Source organism: Curtobacterium uvaldense, assembly GCF_028307415.1.
GTDB lineage: Bacteria > Actinomycetota > Actinomycetes > Actinomycetales > Microbacteriaceae > Curtobacterium.
Genome location: NZ_JAQMHU010000001.1, coordinates 73,119 through 92,884, shown reverse-complemented (window position 1 = coordinate 92,884; position 19,766 = coordinate 73,119). Strand labels below are relative to the sequence as shown.

The following is a 19,766-nucleotide window of genomic DNA, read 5'->3' as shown; positions in this document are numbered from 1 at the left end:
GCGGACCGGCCGGTGATCGGCTAACATTTCAGGTGATCGTGTGCGCACGGTCGCCGACCGATCACTCGACCTCGCGGGAGACGCCATGCCCAGGAGACCCGACCCGACCCTGAAGCCCGCGATCGTCGCGAAGGTCGCACGGCACCTGCAGGACACCAAGCTCGAGGACGCCTCCGTCCGCAGCCTCGGCCGGGTGCTCGGCACGAGCGCGTACCCGATCGTGTACCACTTCGGTTCGCGGGAGTCCCTGATCGACGCCGTGGTCGACCACCTGTCCGTCGACCAGGACCGGGCGCTCGACCCCGCCGCGGAGCCGTGCGCGCTCACCGACCACCTGCTCGCCGTCTTCGGCGGGCTCGACACCCCGGAGCGGCGACTCGCAGCCCGTCTGACGTTCGAGCTCGGCTGCGTCGAGGGCCTCGACGGCCGTGACCGCCAGCAGCGGCTCCACCGACGACGGGTCGACGAGCTCGCGGCCTGGTGCCGTGCGCACGGCCGGTGCGGGACGGACGCCGAGCGGACCGCCCGGGCGGTGGTCGCTGCGGCACGCGGTGCCCAGTGGAGCGCACTCGTCGACCCCGACCGCTCGGACGTGGACGGCGCGCTGCGGGCGATCGCCGAGGAGCTCGCGTCGTCCGTCCGCCTGGCGGCCGCCTGACGGCCACACGGCACGACGGACGGACCGGCACCGTCGGATCGAGCGGCACCGTCGGACGGACCGGCACCGTCGGACGGACCGGCGCCGACGGACCGACCGGCACCGTCGGACGGATCGGCACCGACAGACGGACGGGAGGCGCGGTGCCAGCCGGCACCGCGCCTCCCGTCCGTCAGCCGGTCAGCACGTGACCGGCAGCCGCGTCAGAGGGTGACGAACGACTGCGACTTGGCGTTCGCGAAGCGAGCCGCGACGTTCTCCCAGTCGACGATGTTCCACACGGCCTTGACGTAGTCGGCCTTGACGTTGAGGTAGTCGAGGTAGAAGGCGTGCTCCCACATGTCGAGCATGAAGATCGGCACGACGCCCAGCGGCACGTTGGCCTGCTGGTCGAAGAGCTGGAAGGTCACGAGCTTCTGACCGACCTGGTCCCACGCGAGCACCGACCAGCCGGAGCCCTGGATGCCGTTGGCGACGGCGGCGAACTGCGCCTGGAACTGCTCGAACGAGCCGAAGAACTCGTCGATGGCGGCGGCGAGCTCGCCCTCCGGGACCTTCGTGTCCGGGCCGAGGTTGGTCCAGAAGATCGAGTGGTTGACGTGGCCGCCGAGGTGGAACGCGAGGTCCTTCTCGAGCTTGTTGACGCTTGCGAAGTTGCCGGACTCGCGCGCCTCGCCGAGCTGCTGCAGCGCGGTGTTCGCACCGGTCACGTAGGCCTGGTGGTGCTTGTCGTGGTGCAGCTGCATGATCTTGCCGCTGATGTGCGGCTCGAGGGCGGCGTAGTCGTACGGCAGCTCGGGCAGGGTGTACTCGGCCATTCGAGGTCCTTTCGATCTGGGGTTGGTGGAGCGGGCTCCGCGGCTCAGGAGAGCCGGGAACGTTCGGAGAGGGAGTGGAACTCCCGGTTGTGGTAGACGAGCGGCTCACCGTGCGCCTGACCCACCACGATGTCGAGCACCTCGGCGACGACGACGGTGGACGAGCCGATCTCGGTCGTCGATCGCGGTCGGCACCGCAGCGCCGTCGCGGCGGCGGGCAGGTACCGGTCCCCGGTCGGCAACGTGCCCCACATCGGGTCGTCCGCTGCGGGGCTACCGGTCGCGGCGAACCGCTTGGCGAGGCCCACGCTGAGCGAGTCCACGAGGTGCACGACGAAGACGTCCGCGCCGAGCACGACGCCGGCCGAGCCGGACTTGGTCGACAGCGAGAAGACGAGCACGGGTGGGTCGACCGCGACGCTCGCGACGCTGGAGGCGGTCAGGCCCGTGGGACCGTCCGGCCCCTCGGCGGTGATGACCGCGACACCGGCGGGGTGTCCGCGGAAGGCGGCCTTGTACGCGTCGGCGGTCGTGGCCGGGGCTTCGTCGGGCATGGCAGTCGTGGTGTTCCTCCGGGTGGGATCGGCCGCGGCTGCGCGGCCACCTCCCAACGTAGGACCTCGACCGGGGTTCCGGTCAACGATTCCCAGCTTCGTCCGATCCCGGGCGCGCCGGACGACCCGGCTCAGTCGCGCTTGAGCATGACCACGGAGGCCGCCGCGGCAACGAGCATGAGCACCGCCGCCACGGCGCCGGTGATCGTCACACCGGAGTCGAACGCCGCACGAGCGCTCTCGAGCAACGCCTGACCGGCCGAGCCTCCGAGGTCGGCGGCGGCCGACACGGCACCGCCGAGGGTCTCCTGCGCCGCCGTCCGCGCCGAGCCGGCGAGGGCGTCCGGCACCACCACGTGCGACCGGTACGCGGTCGCGAGGATCGTCCCGAGCACCGCCGTGCCGAGCACCGCGCCGATCTCGTACGCGGTCTCGGACACCGCCGACGCGGCACCGGCCTTGTCCGCGGGGGCCGTCGAGATGATGAGGTCGTTCGTGACCGTCTCGGACGCCCCGATGCCGATGCCGAGCAGCACGAAGGCGAACGCCAGCGCGACGATCGACGCGTGGTGTCCGAGGACCGACACCATCGCGTACGCGGCGGCCGAGAACGTCAGGGAGACGGCCACGACCCAGCGGGGGGCCACCCGCGCGACGATCGGCACGACGACGAGTCCGGCGACGATGGTGAGCACCGAACCGGGCACGAGCACCAGACCGGACGCGAAGGGGTCGAGCCCGGCGACGAGCTGCAGGTGCTGCGCGATGAAGAACAGGAAGCCGGTGAGCGAGAACATCGCGGCCATGTTCATGAGCACGCTGCCCGTGAACGCGGTGCTGCGGAACAACCGCAGGTCGAGCATGGGCGCGCGGGAGCGGAGCTGGCGGCGGACGAAGGCGATCCCGCAGAGCACGCCGACGGCGAGCAGCGCGATCGCGAACCCGCGCTCCTCGGGGTGCACGACCGACTTGATCGCCCAGGCGGTGGGGGCGAGGGCGCCGAGCGACAGGAGCATGCTCGGGACGTCGACGGGGCCGGGCTGCGGGTCGCGCGACTCCGGCACGGTGAACGGCACCGCGACGAGCATGACGACGAGGATCGGCACGGCGACCAGGAACACCGCACCCCAGTGGAAGTGCGCGAGCAGGACGCCGCCGACGAGCGGACCGAGTGCGTTGCCGGCCGCGAACATCGTCGACCAGACGGCGAGCGCCATCCGCCGTTCCCCGGCGTCGACGAAGACGTTGCGGATGATGGAGAGCGTCGCCGGCATGAGCATCGCACCGAAGACCCCCATGACGGCGCGGGCTGCGACGAGCATCCAGGCCTCGGTCGCGAAGGCCGCCGCGACGGACAGCAGTGCGAAGCCGGTCGCGCCGATCACGAGGATCCGGCGTCGCCCGATGCGGTCGCCGATGCTGCCCATCACGACGAGCAGGCCGGCGAGCACGAGGGGGTAGGCGTCGACGATCCAGAGCTGGGTCGTCGCGCTCGGGTCGAGGGCGCGCGCGATGGTCGGCAGCGCGAAGCTCAGCACGGTGTTGTCGACGGAGATGAGCAGCACCGGCAGCATCAGGACGGCGAGCGCCGCGAACCGTCGGGCGCGGCTGCCGGTGACGGCGGTGGCGACGGGGCTGGTGAGCAGAGTGGACACGGTGACTCCCTGGGGAACGAGCCGGACCAGGTCGACGGCGGACACTTTCGGTGGGGCAGACGAGACGGGACGCGGAAGTGGTCACGCGCCCCGTCAGGACTCCATGAGTGTACCGTCTGGACGGTTGTGGTTGCAAGTGCAACCAACGGGCGGACGGGAGGCCCGTGGCCGGACCGCCACGAGCCTCCCGTCCGCCTTCCGCTCCCGTCGGCGGCCGTGGGCACTCAGGCGGACTCGCGCACCAGCAACCGGTGGCGAACGGTGCGCTGCACCGCCGCGCCGGAGCGCGGCAGGTCACCGGCGAGCATGCCGATGGCGAGGTCGAGGGCCTCGCGCGCGACCGCGTCGAGGTCGACCGCGAGCGTCGTGAGGGTCGGCGCGACGAGCGTGCCGATCGCCAGGCCGTCGACCCCGACCACCCGCACGTCGCCCGGCACGTCCACCCCGGCCCGGCGGCAGGCACCCAGGACCCCGAGCGCCATGAGGTCGTTGAAGGCCAGCACCGCGTCGACGCGACGGAAGCGCTCGAGCGCCCTGGTCGCCATCGCCGCGCCCAGCTCCGAGGTCGGGGCGTCGGCGATCGCGATCTCGGGCAGGTACCCACGGCGCCGGAGGGCGTCCAGCATGAGCCGACCGCGACCGCTCGGACGGCCGGTGTCCGACGCATCGACGATCACCGGGTGCCGGACCCCCGTGTGCACGAGGTGGTCGGCGAGGTCCTCGACCGCCTCGGCGGGGTCGATGCGGACGGCACCGCGGAGGACCTCGCCGGCAGGGTCGAGCTCCACCACGGGGACGGTGCCCAGACGCTCGATGAGCTCGGGCGCCCGGGCACCGAGGTAGCCGAGCACCACGTCCGTCTGGACCCCGAGCGCCTGGACCGCGCGGTCCGAGTCGCCCGCGAGCCCCGCGTCGGCCAGCATGACGTCCCACCCACGACCCGCCGCGAGCCGGAGCACCGCCGCCGCGAGCTCCGGCGAGTACGGGTTCCGCAGGTCGTCGACGACGAGACCGAGCTGCCGGTCGCCACCCGTGACGAGCCCACGGCCGAAGCGCGACGGGCGGTAGTCGAGCGCCGCCGCCGCCGCGAGCACGCGCTCCTTCGTCGCCGGGCTGATGCCGTACAGGCCGTTCACCGCGCGGGTGACCGTCTGGCGCGAGACCCCGGCCGCGGCCGCGACGTCGTGGATCGTGGCGCGCGCCGGGGTCCGGCCGACGGTGCGGCTCAGGCGCGCAGGTCCAGCCACGCGACCTGCTCCGCGCTGAGCTCGACCGACAGCCCCGTCATCGACGAGCGGGCCTCGGCGATCGTGCGCGGCCCGAACAGCGGGAACGTCGGGAACGGCTGGTGCAGCACGTACGCCAGGGCGATCGCCGTCGCCGGCACGCCGTACTGCTCGCCGAGCTCACGGGCGCGACGCAGCCGCTCGAAGTTGTCGTCCGAGTAGTAGCAGCGCACCAGTTCGGCGTCGCTCGTGTCGTCCGGGGCGGCGCGGCCGGTGAAGAACCCGCGGGCCTGCGACGACCACGGCAGCAGCGGCACCTGGCGCTCCTCGAGCCAGCGCTTCGACGCCGGGTCCGTGGCGTGCTCGCAGCCGTCCCACGGCACGTCGTACGCCTCGGCCAGGCCGAAGTGGTTGCTGAGGACCTCGAAGCCGTGCTTCCCGTTCGCCGCCGCGTAGGCGTTCGCCTCGTCGAAGCGTGCCGGCGTCCAGTTCGATCCGCCGAAGACGCGGATCCGGCCGGCGCGACGGTGCTCGTCGAGGACGTCGACGAACTCCCCCACCGGCACGTCCGGGTTGTCGCGGTGCATCATGTAGATGTCCGCGTGGTCGGTGCCCTGACGCTCCAGGCTCTCCAGCAGCTGCCGGGTCAACGACTCCGGGTCGCAGTACGGCGTGTGCGCACCCTTCGTGATGACCACGACGTCGTCGCGGATCCCGCGGTTCTGGATCCACTGGCCGAGCCGACCCTCGAGCACCCCGCCGCCGTAGACGTAGCCGGTGTCGAAGACGTTGCCGCCCTGCTCGACGAACATGTCGAAGATCGCGCTCGCGTGGGCGAGGTCGGGCTGGTTGTCGACACCCATCACCAGGCGGGACATGCGCTTGCCGACGCCGGGGACCTCGCCGTAGCGCATCGGGGCGTCGTCGCGGACGCGCAGCGGACGGCCGCTCACCGTCGGGACGTCGGCGGTCTCGGCCTCGAACGGGTAGCGCAGGCCGATCGCGGCGCGCCAGCGGTCGAGCGTGCGGGCGGTGGCGAGGCTCTCGTCCAGGGTCATCTGCGCCGCCTCGACCGCGCCTGACGCCAGCGCCGCCGTGGTCGCGTCGGCCTCGAGCGCGTAGGGCTGCGCACCGCCGAAGGACAGCGTGCGGGGCTCCTCGTCGACCGTGTGGACGGTGATCGTCGGGTCGGCGGAGAGCGTCCACGGGTCGGTCAGCACGATGCGACCGCGCGAGCCGTGCACCGTGACGGCGTTCTCGTCCTGCACGCGGACGCCGGTGCGGACGCTGGCGGTGGTGCCGTCGCGGTAGGTCAGGTGCGCGACCGTCCACTCGTCGACGCCGGTCGGCCCGAGGGTGCCGGTGGCGGTCAGCTCGACGGGCTCGGCGACAGCGACGCCCGTGGCGGCCTGCACGACCGCGGCGGCCATGGTCACCGGGTACCCGCCGACGTCGAGGATCCCGCCGCCGGCCGTGGCGACGTCGAACAGCCGACCGGTGCGCTCCTCGCTGCGGAACGCGAAGGACGCGTCGACGTGCACGACGTCACCCACGACGCCCTCGCGCACGAGGTCGAGCAGTGCGGCGGTCTGCGGGTGGAAGCGGTACATGTACGCCTCGACCAGCGGCAGTCCGGCCTGGCGGGCGGCGTCGGCCAGGGCCATCGCCGTGCCGTGGTTCGGGGCGAGGGGCTTCTCGCAGAGCACGGCCTTGCCGGCGTCGAGGGCGCGGAGCACCAGGTCGGCGTGGCCGGTGTGCACGGTCGAGACGTACACCGCGTCCACGGCGGTGTCGGCGAGCACGGCGTCGTACTCCCCCGCTCGGACGTCGGTGAAGCCGTGGTCGGCCGCCTCGTCCGCGAACGCCTGCGCCCGGTCGGTCGAGGAGCTGCCGGCGGCCACGAGGGTACCGGTGCTCGCAGGCAGCTGGGAGAGGAAGCGGCGGGCGATGCCACCCGGACCGAGGACGGCCCAGCCCGCTCTGGTCGGGGCCGGGGTCGCCGAGCCGTCCGTCCCGGGGCCGTCGGCGGGCGTGCTGGAGGGGGTCGCGGTCTGCGCTGACATGCGGATCCTGTTCGTGTCGTGAACCTTCACGGTCACGGCGACGCTAGCCGCGCAGATGCTGCGGGACAACCCGTTCGTGAACGTTCACGGAACCCGGCGGTCGTCACGGTCCGGACGGTTCCCTAGACTCGTCCGCATGGCAAGTGCCCGAGACCGTGTCCTGGACAGCTTCGTCGCCATCGTGTGCGAGGAGGGCGAGCGTCCGGCGACCCTCGACGCCGTCGCCGCGCGGGCCGGTGTCTCGAAGGGCGGGCTGCTCTACCACTTCGGGTCGAAGGCAGCGCTGGTCGAGGGGCTGTGCGAGCGCCTGTCCGACCTGTCCGCCATCGACGTCGACCGCATGCGCGACGCCGAGGACGGCGCTGCGCGGTACTTCGTGCGCAACTGCCTCTTCGTGGGCAGCGAGCTCGACCTCGCCCTGCTCGCGGCCAGCCGGCTGCAGCAGGCCGGGTACGAGGAGGCCGGGCGCACCCTCGACGAGACCGAGAACGCGTGGCTGGAGACCCTGGTCGACGCACTCGGGGACGTCCCCACGGCGCAGGCGGTCAAGTTGCTCGGCGACGGGCTCTACCACCAGGCGTCCCTCGGCGCCGCGATCGCGACCGACGTCCGCCCGAACCGCGGCACCGTCGACATGGACGCCCTGCTCGCGGTCGTCGACCGGCTCATCGCGACCCGGCCGGCAGCCTGACGTCGGCGTCTCCCGGACGTCCGTGAACCGGTCCGCTCCTTCCTGGGGATAGACTGGTCCCGATCCACCCGCTCGAACCGGAGGTACCACCGTGGGCCGCGTCATCGCCGCTTTCTTCTCGATCCTGCTGCTGCTGGTGTCGATGTACCTGTTCGGGTTCGCGTTCCAGGTGCAGTCGGGCCAGGCGTTCGTCTTCATGGGCGGCCTCGTCCTCATGAGCCTCTCGTTCTTCCTGCCGATCCACGTCTTCGGCAAGAAGTAACCACAGCCGTACCGCGACGGCCCCGCACCTCTCCGGAGGGTGCGGGGCCGTCGTCGTCCGTGCGGGCGCCGTGGCGGACGGGCGGTCGGGACGGCGGTCGGACGGGCGGTCGGACGGGCACGAGCACGTCGTGGTTGCAACTGCTCCAGCACAACGGGAAGCACCTCGCGCCACGCAACGGCGTGGCGCGAGGTGCTTCCCGTTGTGCGGTGGGCGCGAGGAGGTGACCCTGACGCCCCGCAGGGCTCGTGCCCGCTCGGCCGCTCCTCGCCGTCGCGGGTCAGGCCATCTGGCGCAGGCTCCGCAACGAGAGGGCCGTGGCGATCGCCGCATGCGCGGCCTCGGCGCCCTTGTCCTCCTTCGACCCGGGCAGACCGGCGCGGTCGATGCCCTGCTGCTCGTCGTCCAGCGTCAGCACGCCGAACCCGACGGGCTTGCCGGTCTGCAGCGCGACGCTCGTCAGACCGTCCGTCGCCGCGCTCGACACGTACTCGAAGTGCGGGGTGCCCCCGCGGATGATCACCCCGAGGGCGACGACCGCGTCGAACCCGCTCTCGAGCGCCGCCTTCGCGACGACCGGCAGCTCGAAGCTCCCCGGCACCGGGACGACCTGTGCAGTGGCGCCGAGGCGCTGCACCTCGCGCTGGGCTCCGGCGAGGAGACCCCCGGCGATCGTCTCGTGCCACTGCCCGGTCACGATCGCCACCCGGACGCCCGTCCCGTCGACGTGGTCGCGCTCCGCCGCTCCTGCTCCGCTCATCGTGTCGTTCCCTCCTGGGGTGCGGACTCCGCCGCCGCCCGGTCTGCCGCCTCGAGCCACTCGACGAGTGCGGCGATGGTGATGACGGGCACGCCCTCGCGCGCCCCGAGTTCGACGAGGCCCGGCAGACGCATCATCTCGCCGTCCTCGCCGACGATCTCGCAGATCGCCGCCGCGGGCCGGAGCCCGGCTGCGGTGACCAGTTCGATCGCGGCTTCGGTGTGCCCGGCGCGTTCACGGACGCCGCCGGGTCGGGCCCGCAGCGGGACGACGTGTCCCGGGCGGTGCAGGTCGTCCCGGACCGAGGTCGGGTCGGCGAGCACCCGCAGCGTCCGTGCCCGGTCGTGCGCGCTGATGCCGGTCGTCACACCGACCGCAGCGTCGACCGTCACCGTGTACGCGGTGCCGCGGACGTCCTCGTTGTGCGCGACCATCGGGGGCAGGTCGAGCGCATCGGCGATCTCGGCGCTGACCGGGGCGCAGATGAAACCCGACGAGTGCGCGACCGTCCACGCGATCCACTCCGGCGAGGCCGTCTCGGCGGCGAGGATCACGTCGCCTTCGTTCTCACGGTGCTCGTCGTCGGCCACGATCACCGGACGCCCGGCGGCGATCGCCGCGACCGCGTCGGCGATGCTCGACAGGTGCGGCCCGGCCGCCTGCTCGGCGTGCGGGGCGTCGACGGCGCTCACCGTGCCTCCGGGACGGGAGCCGTGGCGGCGTCGAGCCGGAGCATGCGGCGGACGTGTCGCGCGAGGACGTCGGTCTCGATGTTGACCCGGTCACCGGGCACGCGGGTACCGAGCGTCGTGGCTTCGAGTGTCTCCGGGATGAGGCTGACCTCGAACCAGGCATCGGTCGGCGGGACGTCCTCGGCGGAGACGGCGCTGACCGTGAGCGAGACGCCGTCGATCGCGACCGACCCCTTGTCGACGACGAGCGGGCTGAGGTCGGGGGCGAGCGAGAAGCGGACGCGCCGCCAGCCGTCACCGTCGGCGGTCTCGAGCACCGTGGCGGTGCCGTCGACGTGCCCCTGCACGATGTGGCCGCCCAGTCGGTCGCCGACCGAGGCCGCTCGCTCCAGGTTGAGTCGATCACCCACGTCGAGCGCGCCGTGCGCGCTCATGTCGAGCGTCTGCTTCATGACGAAGGCGGTGAAGGTCTCGTCCGTCTGCTCGACCACGGTCAGGCAGACGCCGCTCGTGGCGATGGAGTCGCCGTGCCGCGCGTCGGCGACGACCTTCGGGCCGCGGACGGTGAGCGCGACGGAGTCGCCGTGCTGCTCGACGGCGGTGACGGTGCCGAGTTCCTCGATGATGCCGGTGAACACTGGTGTCCTCTCAACGGGACTCCGGGGGTGCTCGACGATCGTCGGCATGGACGGACGGGTCGTGGCACCCCGGGTACGAGGGCACGTCCTGTCCGCCTGCGCTTCCTCCCGTCCGGACTCTCACCGTCGGTCCCGGAGTTCCGCCGGGTCAACATCGGCGGGGTTCGCACCCTGCGTCAGCTCGTGGACTGTCACCACCGGTTCGGAATTGCACCGACCCCGGAGCGCTTGCGTGACTGAAATGATACCCCACACACCGGGCGCCCGTCCGGGGCCGTTGCCCCGTGTGACGTGGAGACGCCTGCCGGGCACGGGACGGACGGGAGGCGCGGGGCGGCGCCGCCACGGGCCTCCCGTCCGTCGCGTGGTGCGTGCGGGACGCCGACGTCGGTCCGGCACGGCCGGACCGGTCTCAGCTCCGCCCGCGGACCAGCGCCACCGCCTGCCGCAGGGACAGGTCCGGCAGGTAGGCCCGCACGACGGCGACACCGATCGCCGGGAGTGCCACCGGGTCCGGGTAGGCGAGCACCAGCGGGTGCAGCTCCGGCCCGAACTTCGCCTTGAAGCGCAGCAGCGAGCGGAACCCGTAGACCGGTTCGAGCACGCCGCCCACCAGGTCGAGCAGGTCCTGCACGCCCTCGCCCGCGGGGGCACCCTCCGCGGACTGCGCGAGCGGTGCGGCGGACAGGCTGAGCCGCTCGACGTCGTCCTCGCGCATCCGCTGCGCCGCACTCGCGACGAGGAACTCCATCACCCCGTTCGGGGCCGCACCCGTGCGCCGCATCACGTCGAGCGTCCACCCCACGACCCTGCCGGCCCGGTGGCTCGGCAGCCAGCTCGTGACGGCGAGGACGGTGCCCTCGGGGTCGAGCGCGACGAGCGTGCGCACCGCCGGGTCCCGCATCTCGTCGACGCCACCGAGCGTGAAGCCCATCTCGGGCAGCTCGCGCTCCGAGACCCACTCCTCGGAGATCGCCTCGATCTGCCGGACCGTCGCCGGGGGCAGGTCCTGCCACGAGGACCACAGGGCGGTGATGCCCTCGCGGTCCGCCTTGTTCACGGCGGTGCGGACGTCCTGCTTCTTCTTGCCGCTCGTGGTCCACGTGCGGGGGTCGAGGTCGGCGTCCTCCGCGACCGGCAGCGTCTCCCACCCCTGCGCGGTGAGGGTCCCGGCGGCCTCGGTTCCGATGCCGTAGAAGACGGCGGTCCAGCCGTTGTCGTCACACCACCGCGCGAACGCGACCATCGCTGCGTCGCGGGCGTCCGGCCACCCGAAGGGACCGCCGACCGTCACTGCGACCCGCCCGTTGCGGCGGAACGCGACACCGGCGCGGCCGTCCTCGCTGAACCAGTACGCGTTGCCCTGCCAGGTGGTCATCCACCCGAAGGTGTCGCCGCCGGCGGCCTCGAGCAGCGTGCGGGCGCGGAGTCGGCTCTCGCGGAGTCCGTCGACGTCGGCGTCCGGCTCGACAGCGCCCGTGGGACGGACGGCGGCACCGGCCACGACCAGCCAGAGCACCGGGCCAGCGGCGCCGAGCACGAAGCGGAGCGCCGGGTCGAGGGACGCCAGCCGGTCCCAGAACACCACGGGCGACAGCGGGCCGAGCGCCGCGACGACGAGCCGCAGCGGGTCCGCGACCGTCTCGCGCGTGGACGCCGCGGTGACGAGCACGACGGTCGTCACCACGCCGAGTGCGACGAGGACGACCACGGCGAAGGTCACGACGCGTCGCCGTGCGGGCAGCACCGTGAACGAACGGCGGAGCAGCACGAGCACGAGCGCGGTGGCGAGCGGCACGACGACGGAGGCGGTCACCGAGACGGTGACCACGAAGCGGTTCTCGGCCCCGTGCAGCTCCGCCGCCCCGGCGGGCAGGAGCCCGTAGGTCACGGCGGCAGCGACGGCGAGCACGACGTCGACGACCACGGCGAGCCAGACCGCGAAGCGACTCCCCCGGAACAGCCCGAGGCCGGCGACGAGGAGCACGAGGAGTGGTGCGACCGCGAGCACGAGCGTCCACGGGTCGGTGGCCCGGTACGCCAGCAGCCCCCGCAGGCACTCGCCCGACGCGCTGTCCGCGTGGCAGCCGTGGACGGGGGTGACCGGCCCGGTGCCGACGACGGCCGCGAGCGGGGCCAGGAGCCCGACGCGGGCACGGGAGAGGAGCGCGATGACCGGACCCACGGCCGACACGAGGACCACGGTGCCGAGCAGGACCCGGGTCTCGCGGTGCGAGCTCCTGGTCCAGCCGATCCGGGCGGGGCCTCGGCGGAGCAGGTCGCCGAGCAGCCACCCGGCCGCCGCCGCGAGCGATGCGTAGAGGTCCGAGGCGTGTCCGGCGTACAGCAGCAGCGCGGCGACGACGGCGACGACGTTGACCCGGATCCGTCGGCGCCACAGCGGACCGGCGAACGCGCTCGCGGTGACGATCGTCCCGACGATGGCCGTCCACGGGTCGAAGCTCGTCGCGCGTCCGAGCAGCAGCGCGCCGGCCGCGCGGCCGTCCTGGTCGACGAGGGCCGTGAGGGCGCCGAGCCCCGTGCCGACGACGGTGGTCAGGACGAACGCGAGGGCCGTCCGCCTGCTGCCCATCAGTCGCTCCGACGCCCCGACGAGCGCCACCACACCAACGAGGGTGAGGGCGAGCGCCAGCGCCCCGGTGGTGACGGCGAAGACCCGGAAGGGTCCGAAGTGCACGGTGTCCAGGGAGCCGGTGTGCCCGACGACGCGGACGACGAGGCCCGCGATCGAGGTGAGGAGCACGAGGACGACGACGACCGCCGTGACCGGGTGCCGCCGGGTCGACCTGACGATCCGCGACCCGAGGGCGGCCGCTCCTGACGTGGTCCTGCTCACAGCGCACCGTCCTCCTGCGGGAGACCGAGGTGTGCCAGGACGACCGGCAGTCCGTGGGCCAGCACGTACCGCACGGTGTTCCAGTCGTGCGCCGAACCCGGCGACACGATGACCTGCGTCTGCATGCCCGCACGGACCGCTGCGGCGTGCAGGGTCTCGGTCGACGCCCGGTAGGGGGCGTCGTCCTGACCGTAGCCGAAGACGGTGAGGTGGTCGTGGTACGGCCCGTGCGCCGCCATGATCGCGACGGGCGCCGCGGCACGGTAGGCGGCAGCCGAACCACCGAACGCCAGCGCGGTGCTCCGCTGCGCGTCGCCGGTCACCGGGGCGAGCTCGCTCGAGATCGCCAGGGCCGCACCGAAGACGTCGGGGTGCTCGGTGGAGAACTGCATCGTGCACGTCGCGCCCTGCGAGAACCCGAGGATGCCCCAGGCTCCTGCTCCGCTGGCGACCGGCAGGTGCCGCTCGATCCAGTGCACCGTGTCGGTCATCACGTAGGTGGCGCTCCTGCCGAGGCGCCGGGAGTCCACGCACATCGGGTTCCGGTTCGGCGCCGCGAGCTGGTCCGGCGACACGACGATCGGGGCGAGGCCGTGGTGTGCGGCGGCGTAGCGGTCGAGGAAGCTGCCGAGGTCGCCGGTCTGGAACATGTCGGCCGGTTGCCCGGGCTGCCCGGAGAGCGCGACGAGGACGGGCAGCCGCGGCGGGTGGGCCACCTGTGCGGCCGGCGGGAGCCAGACCACCGCCTTGCGCGCCCGGAAGTGCGACACCGTCCCCGGGATCGTCACGCTGATGGTCTCGCCCTTCGACGGCATGCCCGCCGGCGCGTGCCAGTCCGCCGCGTCGACCTCGAGGTGCGACCCCGGGTCCGACAGCGGCGGCAGGTCCCGGCTCCGGTAGGGGTTGGTCGCGACGGCCTGCTCGATGTTCTTGTAGAACCCGAAGTCCACGTTGACGCCGAGGCCCGCCGACAGCAGGAGCGCACCGGCAGCGGCGACGGCGAGGACCCGTGCGAGCCACCCGCCCTGCACCGCCACGACGAGCAGGAGCGCCACGCCCGCGAACGCGAACGCCACCCACATCCGGGTGACCGGGGTGAACTGCACGCCGAAGTCGTCCTGCACGTCGCCGGTCCACCACACGGCGACGAGGCCGATCGCCGCTCCGACCGCCGCTCCCCCGACCCGGACCGCGGCACGACGCAGCCGGTGCCGCTCGTGCACCGGACCGACCAGGACCCACCCGGCGAGGAGGGCTGCGAGGACGTACACCGGGACGAGCAGGCGGCTGCCGGTGATCGGGACGCGGAGGAGTTCGTGGAGCACGGGTTCATCGTGGCCCCGCACCGCTGCCGCACAGCCTCGGAAGCGCTTCCACTGCGCACAGGTTGGGCACTGATCGCTCCCAGGGATGCTCCAGGCGCTCCACAGCGGCATCCGGTTCGCGGACACGGGTCGGAGGGGCGCCGCGGACGACGCCCCTCCGACTCCCTGGTGTCAGGCGGTGCGCCTGCGGAGCACGAGCACGCCGGCTCCGAGGAGCAGGAGCAGGAACGCGATGCCCGCCGGGACCGTCTGCGAGCCGGCTCCGGTGTACGCGAGCTCCGGCTGCGCCGCCGGCGCAGCAGCGGCGGTCGTCCCCGTCGAGGACGCCACGGTCGACCGGGAGGCGCTGGTCGCCGTGACCGCGCCGGCCGCGGTGACCTCCGTGCTCGCGACCGGGACGGTGGTCGCCTCCGGCAGCGAGGTGCCGGGGGTCGTCCCGCCCGTCGTGTCACCGGGCGTCACGCCCGGGTCCGTACCGGGGTCGGTCCCCGGGTCCGTACCGGGGTCGGTCCCCGGGTCCGTACCGGGGTCGGTTCCCGGGTCCGTACCGGGGTCGGTGCCCGGGTCCGTACCGGGGTCGGTCCCCGGGTCCGTGCCGGGGTCGGTGCCCGGGTCCGTACCGGGGTCGGTGCCCGGGTCCGTACCCGGGTCGGTGCCCGGGGTCGTGGTGCTGGTGCCGTCACCGACGATGCCGATGCCGTTCCCGCCGACGGTGATCGGCACGCTGATCACGGGGATCACCTGCGTCCCGCCGAGCAGACCGCCGTCACCGGAGGTCGTGCCACCCGCGACCGGGGTCGAACCCGAACCCGAGCCGGTGCCGGTCGTGCCGGTGCCGGTGCTGGTGCCGTCACCGACGACGCCGATGCCGTTCCCACCGACGGTCACCGGGATCGCGACCACCGGGGCGACCTGCGTCCCGGAGCCCACGCCGTCGTCACCCGACGTCGTGCCACCCGCGACCGGGGTCGAACCCGAACCCCCGCCGGTGCCGGTCGTGCCGGTGCCGGTGCTGGTGCCGTCACCGACGACGCCGATGCCGTTCCCGCCGATCGTGATCGGCAGGTCGACGATCGGTGACACCTGCGTGCCACCGAGCACAGCGTCGTCACCGGACGTCGTGCCACCCGCGGTCGGAGTCGAACCCGAACCCGAACCCGGGGCAGCGGTCGGCGCCGTCCCCGTCGCGGAGCCGTCACCGAGCACCCCGATGCCGTTGCCGCCGACGGTCACGGGGACGGACACGACCGGGGCGATCTGCGTCCCGGACGCGATGCCGTCCGAACCGGACGTCACCGGCTCGGCTGCCGGTTCCGGGACCGCCGGGCTGCTCGTCGCTGCGGCCGGAGCGGACGCCGGAGCGGCTTCCGCGTCACCCGCGACACCGACGGCGTTGCCGGTGACCGACACCGGAGCGGTGACGTCACCGACGACCTGCGTCCCCGACGCGACAGCGTCCGAGCCGGTCGTCGTCGGAGCAGGAGCAGGAGCCGGGGCGGGCGCGGGAGCCGAAGCGGGCGCCGGAGCGGTCGCCACGGCGTCGCCCGCCACGGCGACCGCGTTGCCGTTCGCCTGCACCGGTGCCGTCACGACGGGCGCGACCTGGGTGCCGGACGCGATGCCGTCGTCACCCGAGGTGCCCGGCGCAGGGGCAGGGGCAGGAGCCGGAGCAGCCGGAGCGGGAGCCGGAGCAGCCGGAGCCGAGCCGGTCGTGGACACGGCGTCGCCGAGCACCCCGAGGGCGTTCCCGGAGACGGACACCGGGGCACTGATCGACGGTGCCACCTGGGTGCCGGACAGCAGGCCGTCGTCACCGGAGGTCGTGGCGGCGTTCGCCACCGCGGTCCCCCCGAGCGTCAGGCCGCCGACGAAGAGGGTGAACCAGAGCCCTCTCGAGACGTACTTGTTCATGGTCGTTCGTTCCTCACTGATCGAGATCTGTCCTCCGACCGCGATCGCGGTCGGGTGGTGCATGCCTGCCGTGCTGGACAGGCGCACCGATCTCAGTCAGGAGCGACGTCGTGGTCGCCGACGACGGACGCGGGGACCACGTCGTCGGCGAGGCTGCCGCGTGACCCCACGGCGAGGGAGAACCGGACACCGGAGGTGCCGTCGAGCCCGACGGGCGCGGCGCCCGCGGAGCCGGAGGTGGCACCGCCCGCGGCACCGGACACGCCCGGGCCGGACGGGAGGCCGTCGTGGCCGTCGCCGTCCGCCGGGACGAGCAGCGCCGCCCCGCCGACGGTCGCCGCGGCCGGCACCGGAGCGGCCGGGGCGGCAGCACCGACGACGGTGGCGACCGCCACGTGCTCGATGGCCGGAGCGACGTCGCGTGCGACGTCACCCGGTACTGCCGGGTCACCGGCCACCGTCAGTGGGCCGCTGGCGCCGTCCACGGCGACGGCGGAGGCCGGGGTGGGCGCGTCGTGCCGGACGCGCACCGGCTGCTCGTCCGTGCCGCCCACCGGGGTCGGCGCGGTCCCGGGGACGGGCGCCGTGCCTCCCGGCAGGAGGGGCGGCAGCGGGGCCGGCGAGACGGGGAGCGGCAGGACAGGCGTCACCGGGAGCGGCAGGACCGGGAGCGCGTCCTCGACGGGCGGGAGGACCTGCTCGACCGTGCCGGGCAGCGATCCGACGGTCGTCCCGACACGGTCGACCACGTCGTCGACCGCTCCGGTGACCGGCGCGGTGACGGTGCCGACGGTGTCGTCACCGAGCAGGTCGCGGGTCACCGGGAGGGCGCCGACCACGCTGTCGACCGTGTCGACGACGCCCGTGACGGGCCGTGCTCCCGTGACCGTCTGCACCGTCTCGGTGACGGGGCGGAGGGCGCCGGTGAGGGTGTCGGTGAGCGGCCGGGAGGCACTGCTCGCCACGTCCTCACCACCGGCGGTCGTCGGCGTGGCCGGGATCGCGGCGGTGCCGGTCGGCGGAGTCGGCGACGCCTGCGGCGTGGTCGGGGCCTGCTGGGCCGCCGGCGTCTGCTGTGCGGTCGTCGTCTGCTGGGTGGTCGGCGTCTGCGTGCTGGTGTGCTGCGCGATCGCCGTCGCCGGGGCCGTCGGTGCGGTGTGCTGCGCGACCGGGGGTGCCGGCGGGGCGGGACGCGCCGGGGCGGGAGCCGCGGCGGCAGGAGCCGGAGCGACGGAAGCCGGAGCAGCGGGGGCGGGAGCTGCGGGAGCCGGAGCCGCTGGCACCGGGGCAGCGGCGGGCGGTGCGACGGCCTGCCGCACGGGGGCGACCGCACTGTCGACGGCCTGCGTCGCTCCCTGCACGGTGTCGCCGACGTCCTGGACCAGCCCGCTGACCAGCCCGCGCTGCTGCGGAGCCCCCTCGGCTGCTGCGGCCGGACGGGCACCGAGGAGCAGCGAGAGCAGCACGAGCGCAGCGGCGACCCCGACGCCCACGAGGGCGGTCCGGAGCAGCGCGCGCCAGGGGTCGCGCAACGGCTGGTCCATGCGCTCACCTCCTGATCTCGGCTGCGCACGTAGAGTGGTTGACCGGCACTGTACGCCGATCGATCCCGGACCGGAACCGGTCACGGAAGAAATTCTCAGGAAAGGCCGCACGTGGTCTCGATCTTCTCCGCCCCGACGCGCAACCTCGACATCGTGACGCTGCACGAGATCCTGCGGCTCCGACAGGACGTGTTCGTCGTCGAGCAGGAGTGCGCCTACCCGGACATCGACGGCCGCGACCTCGAGCCGGGCACGGTGCAGTTCTGGGCAGGACAGGGCTCGGTGGACGCCACGCTCCGGCTGCTCCGCGAGGACGACGGCACCGAGCGCATCGGCCGCGTCGCCACCGCCCGGCACGCGCGGTCGCAGGGGCTCGGGGCGCAGCTCATGGAGGCGGCGATCGCCGAGTCCCGCTCGTCGTCGATCGCGATCAACGCGCAGGCGCACCTCGAGCAGTGGTACGGCCGGTTCGGTTTCGTGCGGTCCGGCGACGACTTCCTCGAGGACGCGATCCCGCACGTCCCGATGACGCGCACCCGCTGAGCGCACTGTCGTCCGCGTCCCGGGTCGGTGCGAGGTCGTCGGCCCGGGTCAGGCGCGCCAGCGGCGGAGCTCGTCGAACGACCGCCCCTGGTGCGCGCGGTCCGCGACGAGCCGCTCGAACACGATGTTCGTCTGTGTCGTCGCGACGGCGGGGTCCCCGCTCAGCTCGTCGGCGACGAAGTCCCGCAGCTGCTCCGTCGACGTGCAGGCGATGTGCACGAGGAAGTCCTTGTCGCCGGCGAGGAACGCCACGTCCTGCACGACGGGCACCCGGAGCAGGCGCTTCGCGAAGTCGCGCAGCTCGTGCCGGGCCGCGGCGTGCACCCGGACGGACACCATCGCCTCGATCGCGAACCCGAGCTTCGCGACGTCGACGTCGGCCCGGTAGCCGCGGATCACCCCGGCGTCCTCGAGCGCGCGCACCCGCGTCAGGCACGTGGACGGCGCGACCCCGACCGCGGCGGCCAGCCGGTTGTTCGGCATCCGGGCGTCGCCGGCCAGGGTCCAGAGGATGCGCTCGTCGACCTCGTCGAGGCGCGGTGCGGGATCGGGGCGACGGACGGTTCGGTCGGACACGCCCCGACGTTACCGCTGGTCGACCCCCGCGCTACATCGCCAGCGTCATCCCGACCACGGCGACCGTCATCGCGAAGACCTCACCGCTGCGGACGGCTCGACGGTCCTCGCGCGCCCACTCGTACCGGAGCAGCCACCCGCTGAACGCGCAGTAGCCGATCACACCGGCTCCGAGGACCGCGGAGAGCGCGATCCCGTGTCCGGCGTGCCCGTCGGACAGCCCGGTCGCGTGCCCCATCAGGAGCATGCCGGCCATCACGACCGACGACAGCGCCCGGTGCACGTCCATCGGCTCCGCCCGACGCCCGTCCGGCCGACGGCGCCGCAGCACGGGCAGCGGCGCGAGGAGCAGCAGCGTCGCCGCGGCCAGCAGCGTCCACGAGGCGCCCGCCTGCACGACGGGGAGCACCATCGCCACGAGCATCACCGCGGCGGGGACGATCACACCCGGTCGGGGCCGGTAGCGGTCCCCCACGATGCAGCAGACCGACGCGAACTGCGGCACGACGAGCATCGCGTCGGCGACGGTCTCGTGCACGGCGGTCACGGCGAGCGGCGTCCGGGTCGGTCCGGTCGGTCAGTCCTGGGCGCGCGCAGCGGCCTTGTCGGCACGCTCCTGCTTCACGCGGGCGTTCTCGGCGTGCACCTCGGCCTGCGTCGCACGCTCACGCACGAGCCACTCGGGCATCTCCTGCAGGAGGGCCTTGACCTCGGCGGTGGTCAGGGGCTCCTCGACCCCGGCGCGCACCAGGCCGGAGATCGACACGCCGAGCTTCTGTGCGACGACCGGACGCGGGTGCGGCCCTTCGCGACGGAGTTCCTCGAGCCACGCCGGCGGCTGCGTGCGGAGCTCGTCGAAGGCGGTCCGGGTGACCGGCTCCGCGCGGAACGACTCCGGGGCTGCCGCCAGCAGGATGCCGAGCTTCTTCGCAGCCGTCTCGGGCTTCATCGTCTGTTCCTGCGCCATGCGTACCAGGGTACGGCCCCTACACT

At 73.6% G+C, this 19,766-nt stretch carries 18 protein-coding genes, 1 pseudogene and 1 riboswitch; of the genes and pseudogenes, 4 read left to right on the top strand and 15 right to left on the bottom strand.

What is annotated here, in order from left to right:
- Positions 1-85 precede the first annotated feature (85 nt).
- A complete protein-coding gene (locus PIJ49_RS00505) occupies positions 86-658 on the top strand; it encodes a TetR/AcrR family transcriptional regulator (protein ID WP_144411343.1) in 573 nt (190 codons plus the stop codon).
- A 203-nt stretch (positions 659-861) separates the two neighbouring features.
- Here the strand turns inward: PIJ49_RS00505 and PIJ49_RS00500 are convergent, their stop codons facing one another.
- The 5 genes from PIJ49_RS00500 to PIJ49_RS00480 form a co-directional block, all read right to left on the bottom strand.
- Positions 862-1,476, bottom strand: coding sequence for a superoxide dismutase (locus tag PIJ49_RS00500; protein ID WP_209685033.1), 615 nt, complete (start codon positions 1,474-1,476; stop codon positions 862-864).
- A 44-nt stretch (positions 1,477-1,520) separates the two neighbouring features.
- Positions 1,521-2,030 carry a flavin reductase family protein gene (locus tag PIJ49_RS00495; RefSeq protein WP_066655321.1) on the bottom strand — a complete coding sequence of 170 codons (510 nt, stop codon included), beginning with the start codon at positions 2,028-2,030 and terminating at the stop codon, positions 1,521-1,523.
- 131 nt (positions 2,031-2,161) lie between these two features.
- A complete protein-coding gene (locus tag PIJ49_RS00490; protein ID WP_066658484.1) occupies positions 2,162-3,685 on the bottom strand; it encodes an MFS transporter in 1,524 nt (507 codons plus the stop codon).
- Between the two features lie 224 nt (positions 3,686-3,909).
- Positions 3,910-4,932 (bottom strand): LacI family DNA-binding transcriptional regulator, encoded by a 1,023-nt coding sequence (locus tag PIJ49_RS00485; RefSeq protein WP_271825119.1) that lies wholly within the window; start codon positions 4,930-4,932, stop codon positions 3,910-3,912.
- On the bottom strand, positions 4,911-6,974 hold the full coding sequence (locus PIJ49_RS00480) for an aldo/keto reductase (RefSeq protein ID WP_271825118.1): 2,064 nt from the start codon (positions 6,972-6,974) through the stop codon (positions 4,911-4,913). Before PIJ49_RS00480 ends, PIJ49_RS00485 begins: the two co-directional genes overlap by 22 nt.
- 136 nt (positions 6,975-7,110) lie before the next feature.
- Here PIJ49_RS00480 and PIJ49_RS00475 point away from each other — a divergent pair, with 136 nt between their 5' ends.
- Both PIJ49_RS00475 and PIJ49_RS00470 read left to right on the top strand, forming a co-directional pair.
- Entirely contained in the window at positions 7,111-7,665 is a 555-nt protein-coding gene (locus tag PIJ49_RS00475) for a TetR/AcrR family transcriptional regulator (protein WP_066655324.1), read from the top strand.
- Positions 7,666-7,756: 91 nt separating this feature from the next.
- On the top strand, positions 7,757-7,927 hold the full coding sequence (locus PIJ49_RS00470; protein WP_153257430.1) for a hypothetical protein: 171 nt from the start codon (positions 7,757-7,759) through the stop codon (positions 7,925-7,927).
- A gap of 280 nt (positions 7,928-8,207) precedes the next feature.
- Here the strand turns inward: PIJ49_RS00470 and ribH are convergent, their stop codons facing one another.
- From ribH to PIJ49_RS00435, 7 genes and pseudogenes are all read right to left on the bottom strand, one after another.
- Positions 8,208-8,687 carry a 6,7-dimethyl-8-ribityllumazine synthase gene (gene ribH / locus PIJ49_RS00465; RefSeq protein WP_066655326.1) on the bottom strand — a complete coding sequence of 160 codons (480 nt, stop codon included), beginning with the start codon at positions 8,685-8,687 and terminating at the stop codon, positions 8,208-8,210.
- 20 nt (positions 8,688-8,707) lie between these two features.
- Positions 8,708-9,331: pseudogene (ribB, locus tag PIJ49_RS00460) on the bottom strand (3,4-dihydroxy-2-butanone-4-phosphate synthase); the annotation flags it as partial.
- Between the two features lie 44 nt (positions 9,332-9,375).
- Positions 9,376-10,017, bottom strand: a complete 642-nt coding sequence (locus PIJ49_RS00455; RefSeq protein ID WP_066655327.1) for a riboflavin synthase — start codon at positions 10,015-10,017, stop codon at positions 9,376-9,378.
- Between the two features lie 96 nt (positions 10,018-10,113).
- Positions 10,114-10,247, bottom strand: a riboswitch (FMN riboswitch).
- A gap of 182 nt (positions 10,248-10,429) precedes the next feature.
- Positions 10,430-12,874, bottom strand: coding sequence for an MprF family protein (locus PIJ49_RS00450; RefSeq protein ID WP_066655328.1), 2,445 nt, complete (start codon positions 12,872-12,874; stop codon positions 10,430-10,432).
- Complete coding sequence (locus PIJ49_RS00445) at positions 12,871-14,199, bottom strand: alpha/beta hydrolase (RefSeq protein ID WP_235426350.1); 1,329 nt, start codon at positions 14,197-14,199, stop codon at positions 12,871-12,873. The genes PIJ49_RS00450 and PIJ49_RS00445 overlap by 4 nt, the downstream gene beginning before the upstream one ends.
- Positions 14,200-14,370: 171 nt before the next feature.
- On the bottom strand, positions 14,371-16,173 hold the full coding sequence (locus PIJ49_RS00440; protein WP_271825112.1) for a hypothetical protein: 1,803 nt from the start codon (positions 16,171-16,173) through the stop codon (positions 14,371-14,373).
- Between the two features lie 29 nt (positions 16,174-16,202).
- Positions 16,203-17,654 (bottom strand): hypothetical protein, encoded by a 1,452-nt coding sequence (locus PIJ49_RS00435; protein WP_271825110.1) that lies wholly within the window; start codon positions 17,652-17,654, stop codon positions 16,203-16,205.
- Positions 17,655-17,765: 111 nt separating this feature from the next.
- Between PIJ49_RS00435 and PIJ49_RS00430 the strand changes: the two genes are divergently transcribed.
- The gene (locus tag PIJ49_RS00430; RefSeq protein WP_126892230.1) at positions 17,766-18,197 is read left to right on the top strand and encodes a GNAT family N-acetyltransferase; all 432 of its coding nucleotides are present in this window, start codon (positions 17,766-17,768) and stop codon (positions 18,195-18,197) included.
- Between the two features lie 48 nt (positions 18,198-18,245).
- Here the strand turns inward: PIJ49_RS00430 and PIJ49_RS00425 are convergent, their stop codons facing one another.
- From PIJ49_RS00425 to PIJ49_RS00415, 3 genes are read right to left on the bottom strand one after another with little or no spacing between them, the layout of a single operon-like run.
- Positions 18,246-18,773: an Lrp/AsnC family transcriptional regulator gene (locus PIJ49_RS00425; protein ID WP_066655337.1), complete on the bottom strand. Its 528-nt coding sequence runs from the start codon at positions 18,771-18,773 to the stop codon at positions 18,246-18,248.
- Positions 18,774-18,804: 31 nt separating this feature from the next.
- Positions 18,805-19,320 (bottom strand): hypothetical protein, encoded by a 516-nt coding sequence (locus PIJ49_RS00420; protein ID WP_066655339.1) that lies wholly within the window; start codon positions 19,318-19,320, stop codon positions 18,805-18,807.
- A gap of 30 nt (positions 19,321-19,350) precedes the next feature.
- Positions 19,351-19,740 (bottom strand): DUF5997 family protein, encoded by a 390-nt coding sequence (locus tag PIJ49_RS00415; protein WP_066655342.1) that lies wholly within the window; start codon positions 19,738-19,740, stop codon positions 19,351-19,353.
- Positions 19,741-19,766: the final 26 nt, after the last annotated feature.